We start from the raw sequence: 7,273 nt of genomic DNA, 5'->3' as shown, positions 1-7,273 counted from the left end.
CCTCGGCCAGCCCGAGGTACAGCATCGTCTTGCGCAGCGCTCCGGCCATGAGGGGCCTCCACCTTCCGTACGGTCCACGGTGGACCGCTGCCGAGGCGGCGATCCGGTCGCATTCACGCTAACCCAGCAGTGCCGTCCGCCAGCGTCGACACGCCAGGGACACGCGCGACCACTCCGGCCGAGCGCCCAGCCGCGCGGCCTGCGGACCGGTGCCCCCGGTGGGAGAAGAACCGCGGGTCGGTCACCGTGCAGATCCCCAGGTCCGCGATGTCCGTCAGACCGGCGTCCCGGAGCTGCAGCCCGACGGCACGCGGGAGGTCGAGCGCGTCGGTGCCCCAGCCTGTCGTCGACCGGGACCCCGGGACCAGAGCCTCGACCTCTGCGGCCATCTCGGCGGGGACCTCGTAGCAGCGACCGCAGACGGCCGGTCCGACGACGGCGCGGATCCCGCGCCGCTCGGCACCTGCGTCGGCCATCGCGTCGACAGCGGCAGGCACCACCCCGGAGGCGACCCCCCTGCGGCCCGCGTGCACGGCTCCGACGACGGAACCGTCGCTTGCGGCGAGCAGGACGGGCACGCAGTCGGCGACGAGCACGGCGAGACCGAGGGTCCCGCAGGACACGAGTGCGTCCGCCTCGGCCACGGCGTCACCGGCACCGGGAGCGTCGGCGGGCAGGCCGGGTTCGCCGGCACGGCCGACCCGACGCACCACCGCGCCGTGCACCTGGACGGGCCAGGCCAGCGGAGCGCCGACGGCGCGCACCAGGCGAGCCCTGGCGTCCGTCGCGGCGTCGCGATCGCCGACGCTCAGGCTCAGGTTCCCCGCCTCGACGGTGGTGAACCCCGCGCGGACGCCCGGGCCGAGGTCGACCTCGACCCAGGCCGTCACGTCACTGGGGGTTCTTGAGGAAGTCCGGCAGGTCCAGGTCGTCGGTGCCGCGGCGGGCTCCCCGCTCCTCGAAGACGCGCGGCACCTCGACGGCACCCGTGGCCGTGGGGACCGGCTCGGGCTCCGGTGCGGGTGGCACCTGCTCGACCACGGGCGGGAGCGTCGGCTCCGGCAGCTCGGCGACGGGGCTCGCCTCGACGACGGCGGGCCGCGGGGCGCTGCTGACCTGGCCGAGCGCCCTGCTGTCGCGACGCACGGTGGGCGAACCGCTGTCGAACCCTGCCGCGATCACCGTCACCCGGACCTCGTCGCCGAGCGCGTCGTCGATCACGGCACCGAAGATGATGTTCGCCTCGGGGTGGGCCGCCTCCTGGACCAGGCGCGCAGCCTCGTTGATCTCGAACAGTCCGAGATCGGATCCGCCCTGGATGGAGAGCAGGACCCCGTGCGCCCCGTCGATGCTCGCCTCGAGCAGGGGCGAGGAGATCGCGAGCTCGGCTGCCTGCACCGCACGGTCCTCGCCGCGGGCCGAGCCGATGCCCATGAGCGCGCTTCCGGCCCCCTGCATGACGGACTTCACGTCGGCGAAGTCGAGGTTGATCAGACCGGGCGTGGTGATGAGGTCGGTGATCCCCTGGACGCCGGAGAGCAGCACCTGGTCGGCCGAGTGGAAGGCGTCCAGCACGGAGACCGAACGGTCGGAGATCGACAGCAACCGGTCGTTCGGGATGACGATGAGGGTGTCGACCTCGGACCTCAGGGCGTCGATGCCCGAGTCGGCCTGGACCGAGCGGCGCCGCCCCTCGAAGGTGAACGGCCGGGTGACCACACCGATCGTCAGCGCCCCGAGCGAGCGGGCGATCCGCGCGACGACGGGAGCGCCACCGGTTCCGGTCCCGCCGCCCTCCCCCGCCGTGACGAAGACCATGTCGGCGCCGCGAAGGACGTCCTCGATCTCCTCCGCGTGGTCCTCGGCGGCCTTCTTGCCGACCTCGGGGTCCGCACCGGCGCCGAGACCCCTGGTGAGCTCACGGCCGACATCGAGCTTCACGTCGGCATCCGACATGAGCAGGGCCTGCGCGTCGGTGTTGATCGCGATGAACTCGACGCCCTTGAGGCCGACCTCGATCATCCGGTTGACAGCGTTGACGCCACCGCCACCGATGCCGACCACCTTGATGACGGCCAGGTAGTTCTGGGGAGCTGCCACGGCGGTACTGCCTCTCGTCGAAGTCTCAGGTTCAGGTTGAACGTTAGAGTTATGTCAGATGTCGTCTGCCGCTGACGCTAGGTCGCGCAACCACCCCGGGCAACCACATCGGGCGCGTGTCGCCGAACTCGGCAACCGGGCACCGGCCCATCGACGCCGGCCGGCCGCGCCGGGGCGGCGTCGCACTCAGCTGCGGGTGATCGGCAGCGTGGGCGCTGAGACGTCGAAGACCCTGACCCCGGCGGAGGACGGCGCGGCGCGCAGGGTGGTGAGCACCCTGGCCTTGAGCGCCGACTCGTCAGCGCTCCCCCACTCGACGACGGCACCGTCGCGGAGCGTGAGGGTGACGGCGTCGCGGTTGCTCGCCGCGACCGCCTGGACCTCGGCCGCGAGCTCCTCCGGGATCTGCTGGAGCACGACGAGGACGGCCGTCATCGCCCGGGTGTCGCCGTCGAGCGGGACGGAGATCACCGGGAGGCCCTCGGGCGCCGTCTCCGTGCGGCCGACCTGGACGCCGTCCTGGTCCACCAGCACGAGGCCCCCGTCCTCGGCCGGGACCGCTGCCACGGGGTCACGGGCCACGACGGAGATCTGCACGCCGTGCGGCCAGACCCTCGTCACGGTCGCCGCCCGCACACCGGGGACGTCGAGGATGTCGCGACGCACCGCGACCGTGTCGAGGCGCGGCAGCGGCGTCCCCACCAGGGACTGCGCGACCGCGAGGACGGCCGCCGGGTCGACCGTCGTCCCGGTCCCCTCGACCTCGACGGCGATCTCGTCGACGTGCAGGGCGAGGACGGGCGAGGCCAGGAGGAGCCAGGCGAGGGCAGCCAGCACGATCGAGCCGCCGCCGGCCAGCAGGAGTCGGTCGCGGAGCAGCCGACGCCGGTGCGCGGTCCGCTCGGCGAACCGCGCGGCGGAGCCGGTGGAGACCACGGGGGCGCGGCGAGGGCTCCAGCTGCGGGGCGCCTGCCAGGCGGCGAGGTCGCTGCCGGCGTCCTCCCGGTCGCCGTCCACCGGGCCGGCAGGAGCACCCTCGGCGACCGACGAGCGGGTGGGCGCCGGTGCGGACCGCTCCGCCGTTGCGGGGCGAGCGGGTGGGCGTGGGGCCTGCTGCGGCGTCGGTGCGACCCGGGGCCTGGCCGGCGGCCTCATCGGGTCCCCAGTCGCGCGAGGACCTCCGGGCCGAGGTCGGTGACGTCGCCTGCCCCGACGGTCAGGAGCAGGTCGCCCTCGACGGCGAGGTCCGCAACGGTGATCGCGGCCTCGTGCTTGTCGGGGACGAACAGCGCTCCGTGCATGCGTTCGGTGATCAGGGCGCCGGTGACGGTCGGGTCCTGGTCCTCGCGCGCGGCGTAGACGTCGGTCACCACCACGAGATCTGCCAGCTCGAGAGCCTCGGCGAAGGGACCGGCGAAGGCACGGGTGCGGGAGAACAGGTGCGGCTGGAACAGCACGAGGACGCGCCCTGCCGTGGCGTTGCGCGCGGCGCGCAGGAGGGCGGCGACCTCGGTCGGGTGGTGGGCGTAGTCGTCGACGACCCGGACCCCGGCGACGGTCCCGCGCTCCTCGAACCGTCGGCCGGTCCCGACGAAACGCCCGAGGCCTGCCGCCGCGACGTCCCCCGGGACGCCGAGGAGCCGGGCGACGGCCCAGGCGGCCGCGGCGTTGAGCGCGTTGTGGCTGCCGGGGACGGCGAGGTGGAGCTCCGCAGGGGCCTGACCGCGCTCGCGGACGCTCGCCCGCCCGCCCGAGCCCAGCGGTTCCCAGTCGGCCAGCACGACGTCCGCGTCGGGGTCCGTCCCGTACGTGACGACCCGGTGCCCGTCCCGGCGGGCCCGTTCGGCGAGGCGGCGAGCGCCGGGGTCGTCGGCGCAGACGACGAGCGCGTCCCCGACCGTCGCGGCGAACGCGACGAAAGCCTGCTCGAAGGCTTCACGGGAGCCGTAGTGGTCGAGGTGGTCGGGCTCGACGTTCGTCACGACGGCGATCTGCGGGTGATACGCGAGGAAGGAGCCGTCGGACTCGTCGGCCTCGACGACCATGACGGGCCCGGCACCGAGGTGCGCCCCGCCCACCGGATCGGCGGCGGGCGCCGCGGGGCCGTCGGGCCCCGGCGTCGCGGTCCGGACCGTCCCGCCGATGGCCCAGGACGGGTCCAGACCGGCGGCGGCCAGGGTCACCGCGATCATCGCCGACGTCGTCGTCTTGCCATGGGCCCCGGCGACGGCGACCGAGCGGTGCTCGGCCAGCAGCGCGGCGAGGGCTTCCGAGCGGTGCAGCACGGTCACCCCGAGCTCCCGTGCCCTGGCGAGCTCGGGGTTGCTCTCCCGGATCGCGGTGGAGACCACGAGGGTGCCGGCCCCGTCGACGTGCTCGGCCGCGTGACCGGTGACGACCGCGACGCCGGCCGAGGCGACAGCAGGAAGGGCCCGGGCGGAGGCGTCCGAGCCGGACACCTCCAGCCCGCGCGCGGCGAGCAGGGCGGCGACGGCCGACATCCCGGCGCCGCCGACCCCGACGAGGTGCACCCTGCCGCGTTCGGCGAGCGCTGCGAGCGAGGTGGGGCCCTGGGTACCGGGCGCGGTCATCGCGCCACCGCCGCGGCGTCGAGCACGAGGTCGGCCACCCGGGAGGCGGCGTCGGCCACGCCGACCCGCGCCGCCGCGCTCGCCATGGAGGCGAGCCCCTCGGTGTCGCTCAGGAGCGGCACGAGGACGGCGCGCACCCAGTCGGGGCCCAGGTCCTCGTCGCGCACCAGGACACCGCCACCGGCGTCGACCACCGGGGCGGCGTTGAACCGCTGCTCGCCGTTGCCCACCGGGAGCGGGACGTACACCGCGGGGATCCCGAGGGCCGCGAGCTCGCTCACCGTCCCCGCACCGGCCCGGCAGAGGACGAGGTCGGCGACGGCGAGCGCATCCTGCATCGCGTCGAGGTACTCCAGCACGTGGTACCGCTCGGCACCCGGGACCTCGGCGAGCGCCGCACGCACCGGATCCCCCTTGCCCGTCCCGGTCAGGTGGAGGACCTGGGCACCGGAGGCGAGCACCTCGGCCGCCGACCCGGACACGCACCGGTTGAGGCTCAGCGCCCCGAGAGACCCACCGGTCACCAGGAGCGTCGTCAGCCCTGGCTCGAGCCCGAGGCGGTCCGCGGCCGCGGCGCGCGGCTCCGGTCCACCGGCACGAGCGGCCACCAGCTCGGCGATCGCGGGTCGCAAGGGGAGGCCGGTGACCGTCGCCCCTGCCAGGGGCGTCCCCGGGAAGGTCACCGCGACCGAGGCGGCCCACCTGGCGCCGAGCCGGTTCGCCAGCCCGGGCCGCGCGTTCTGCTCGTGGATGACGACCGGCAGGTTCCTGCGTCGCGCCGCCAGGTAGGCCGGCGTCGAGACGTACCCGCCGAACCCGACGACGACCTCCACCCCGCGTTCGGCCATCGTGCGCTCGGCCACCGCGACCGCCGTGCGCAGCCGGCCGGGAAGGCGGAACCAGTCGAGGCTCGGACGGCGAGGCAGCGGCACGCGCGGGATCTGGACCAGCCGGTAGCCACGGTCGGGGACCAACCGCGACTCCAGGCCACGAGCCGTGCCGAGGACGGTGATCCCGGTGCCCTCGTCGCGACGACGCAGCTCGTCGGCGACAGCGAGCAGGGGGTTGACGTGGCCGGCCGTTCCGCCGCCCGCCAGAAGGATCTCAACCACGACGACCTCGGATCCTGCCGGCCGAGCGGCCGACGACAGCAAGGGAGCGGCGCACCACTCCTGGGCGGGCGGCGAGGGCCTCGGCGGCACCGGGCTCCGAGCGTGCGAAGGACAGCACCACCCCGAGGGCGACCATCGTCGTGATCAGCGCGGACCCTCCTGCCGAGACGAGCGGGAGCGGGACGCCGAGGACCGGGATGAGGCCGATGACGACGCCGATGTTGATCAGTGCCTGGCCGAGGATCCAGGAGGCGATCCCGGCCGTCACGATCTGCGCGACCGGGTCGCTGTGCCGACGGATGATCCGCACCATGGCCACCGCGAGCACGCCGAACAGCGCAAGGACGAGCAGCGTCCCGACCAGGCCGAGCTCCTCGCCGAGGATCGCGAAGATGAAGTCGTTGTGCCGCTCGGGCAGGTAGGACCACTTCTCCCGGCTCTGGCCGAGGCCCTGACCCGTCCATCCGCCCGAGGCCAGCGCCAGGAGCCCGCGGTAGGTCTGGTAGCACTCGTTCGTGATGTCGCAGTCGTTCGAGAGGAAGGCCTCGATGCGCTGCACACGGCTGCTGTTGAGCTGGGTGAGCTGGAAGACGGCGAGCCCTGCGACGACACCGGCCACCGCGAACATCTTCATCGGGACCCCTGCGACGAAGAGCGCGCCTGCCACGAGCACCATCATGATGAGTGCCGTACCGAGGTCGTTCCCGGCCAGCACGAGGCCCATCGCGGCGAGGGCGACCACGACGGCCGGGACCAGGACGTGCATCCAGCGCTGCAGCAGGGCGCGCTTGCGCGCGAGCACGACACCGAGCCAGACCGCCAGGGAGAGCTTCACGAGCTCGGACGGTTGGATCGTCTGCCCGCCGATGACGATCCAGTTCGTGTTCCCACCCACCTCCTTCCCGATGAACGGCACGAGCGCCTGCACGGCAAGGGTGCCGATCAGCACGGGCCAGGCGGCCACGCGGTAGGCGCGGAGCGGCAGCCGGCTCGCGACCCACGCGAAGGGGAGCCCGATCAGGGCGTACCGGGTCTGGTTGAGGAAGTACAGGTAGGGAGAGCGCCCCTCGGTCGCCGACAGCGAGTCGACGGTCGAGCTCGACAGGACCATGACGAGCCCGATGGCGAGCAGCAGGCCCGTCGCCCCCAGGACGAGGTAGTAGCTCGTCACCGCGCTGTCCCACTGGCCCAGCGCCGAGCGCCGGTCGCGGGGGGCGACCTCGACCTCGGCGACCATCGCCCGGCTCACGCGTCCGTTGGCGCCCCGACGACCGCGCGAGCGAACGCCGCTCCGCGCTGGGCGTAGGAGTCGAACTGGTCCATCGACGCGCACGCGGGCGCGAGGAGCACCGTGTCACCCGGCAGCGCGAGGCTGCGGGCGGTCTGCACGGCGCGGGTCATCACCGTCCCAGTGTCGGCCGGATCGACGCGATGGACCGGGATTGAGGGCGCGTGTCGGGCGAGCGCGCT

General features: G+C 74.1%; 7 protein-coding genes. All 7 read right to left on the bottom strand.

Going from position 1 to position 7,273, the window contains the following annotated elements; translation table 11 throughout:
- Positions 1-113: 113 nt before the first annotated feature.
- Positions 114-890 (bottom strand): polyphenol oxidase family protein, encoded by a 777-nt coding sequence (locus tag ABWK99_RS11500; RefSeq protein ID WP_372594841.1) that lies wholly within the window; start codon positions 888-890, stop codon positions 114-116.
- A 1-nt stretch (position 891) separates the two neighbouring features.
- The gene (gene ftsZ, locus ABWK99_RS11495; RefSeq protein WP_372594840.1) at positions 892-2,100 is read right to left on the bottom strand and encodes a cell division protein FtsZ; all 1,209 of its coding nucleotides are present in this window, start codon (positions 2,098-2,100) and stop codon (positions 892-894) included.
- 186 nt (positions 2,101-2,286) lie between these two features.
- Complete coding sequence (locus tag ABWK99_RS11490; RefSeq protein ID WP_372594839.1) at positions 2,287-3,117, bottom strand: cell division protein FtsQ/DivIB; 831 nt, start codon at positions 3,115-3,117, stop codon at positions 2,287-2,289.
- 134 nt (positions 3,118-3,251) lie between these two features.
- A complete protein-coding gene (gene murC, locus ABWK99_RS11485) occupies positions 3,252-4,691 on the bottom strand; it encodes a UDP-N-acetylmuramate--L-alanine ligase (RefSeq protein WP_372594838.1) in 1,440 nt (479 codons plus the stop codon).
- On the bottom strand, positions 4,688-5,803 hold the full coding sequence (murG, locus tag ABWK99_RS11480) for an undecaprenyldiphospho-muramoylpentapeptide beta-N-acetylglucosaminyltransferase (RefSeq protein ID WP_372594837.1): 1,116 nt from the start codon (positions 5,801-5,803) through the stop codon (positions 4,688-4,690). Before murG ends, murC begins: the two co-directional genes overlap by 4 nt.
- Positions 5,796-7,052: a putative lipid II flippase FtsW gene (gene ftsW / locus ABWK99_RS11475; RefSeq protein WP_372594836.1), complete on the bottom strand. Its 1,257-nt coding sequence runs from the start codon at positions 7,050-7,052 to the stop codon at positions 5,796-5,798. Before ftsW ends, murG begins: the two co-directional genes overlap by 8 nt.
- Positions 7,049-7,207, bottom strand: coding sequence for a hypothetical protein (locus ABWK99_RS11470; RefSeq protein WP_372594835.1), 159 nt, complete (start codon positions 7,205-7,207; stop codon positions 7,049-7,051). The genes ftsW and ABWK99_RS11470 overlap by 4 nt, the downstream gene beginning before the upstream one ends.
- Positions 7,208-7,273 lie beyond the last annotated feature (66 nt).

It is taken from the genome of Actinotalea sp. (genome assembly GCF_041597215.1).
Classification (GTDB): Bacteria; Actinomycetota; Actinomycetes; order Actinomycetales; family Cellulomonadaceae; genus Actinotalea.
The sequence above is the reverse complement of the archived record's forward strand: the minus strand, read 5'-3'. Positions and strand labels throughout refer to the sequence as shown.